1 protein-coding gene is annotated in these 1,461 nt (G+C 48.9%); it reads left to right on the top strand.

Annotated features, from left to right (window positions below):
- Positions 1-1,452: cohesin domain-containing protein (locus AC1DUA_RS37330; protein WP_477504524.1), on the top strand; the 1,452-nt coding region annotated here is incomplete at its 5' end.
- Between the last annotated feature and the right edge of the window lie 9 nt (positions 1,453-1,461).

Raw genomic sequence — 1,461 nt, 5'->3', positions numbered from 1 at the left:
GTTAGCGACACGGCAACCCTTGCACTTAACGTTGCACCAGGTGATGCAACTGTTTCCTTCGATGATGTCCGGATATGGAAGAACCCAGGGAAAACCGATGGAGCGGGTACCGTACTTAATGAAGATTTCGAGAATGTCGATGAAGCTTGGGGACCTTTCGTCTATGCGAAGGCAGGCAATGTTCAAACGCATATGGAGGAAACGAACGGAAACCAAGTGAAATCCTATGTATTGGACGGCAACTTCTCATTAAAAACGAATGAAGGCGGCGCTGGCGAGTGGCTGCGGACTCTGCCGCAAACACTGCGTTTGGACACGAATAAAACGTATCATTTGACGATGCAGGCGAAAGCGGATGTGGCGAATCAATATACGGTTGCTGTTCGAGTGAACGATAACGGCAAAGTGCGTGATCTAGCGACCAAAACGCTACCAGCTGGAGCGAGCGCAGTTGACTTGACGTTCGCGACAGACAGTGCCAAGAATGCTTATCTGGCCATTGTGAAAGGTGCAGATAACAGCAGTGCCGAGCTTGGAGGCCAACTAGTTGTAGATAACATCCGTGTGACAGATCAAACCTTAACTGCTGTGACAGGTGTTGTGCTCGATAAAACAGCGGTATCCATCGCTGAAGGTGGTACGGTGGAATTGAAAGCAATGGTACAGCCTGAGAATGCAACGAATCAAAATGTGACATGGGCCAGCAGCGATGCTTCGATCGCTAAGGTTGAGATTGTGAGTGGCAAAGCTATTGTTACAGGTCTCAAAGTGGGTAGTGCAGAAATTACAGCGACAACAGTGGATGGAAGTTTCCATGCAACAGCACAAGTTACGGTTACGAAAGCCGTGATTGTACCAGCGACTACATTAGTCGCACCGAGTTCGGTCCTAACAGGTCAAACCTTTACGGCACGTCTGGGCTTATCAGACGTTACCGAAGCAGTTTACGCACAGGATTTGACGATTACCTATGATACTTCGCTGATGGAATTTGTTTCAGCCAAATCTGCTCAAACGGGCATCAGCTTGGTATCCAAATCGGAGACAACACCTGGCAATGTTCGCTTTATCCTTGCGAGCCAAGGTGCTGGTCATGCAATCATTGGTAGCGGGGATGTGCTTGAGTTGACTTTTAAAGCCAAGGACATTGTGCAACCTGCAACAGCTAGCTTGGCCGTTAAAGTGGCGGTGGTTGCGGATGCGACGGGGCACGAGACGAGTGCAACGCTTGGATCGGCTAACATCTCGATCACAACACCTCCTCCTGGCACGCCTGGTGATATCAATGGCGACAACAAAGTGTCGATCGGCGACCTTGCCATGATTGCAGCCAACTATGGGAAAGATTCGAACAGCCCGGATTGGTTGCTTGTGAAGAAAGCTGATGTCACTGGAGATAACAAAATCGACTTAGACGATCTTGTGAAAGTGGCTAGACAGATTATCGAATAACACCTATAC

It is taken from the genome of Paenibacillus sp. 01T422, from assembly GCF_056398785.1.
Note: the sequence above shows the minus strand (reverse complement) of the source record. Positions and strands in the feature narration are given on the sequence as shown.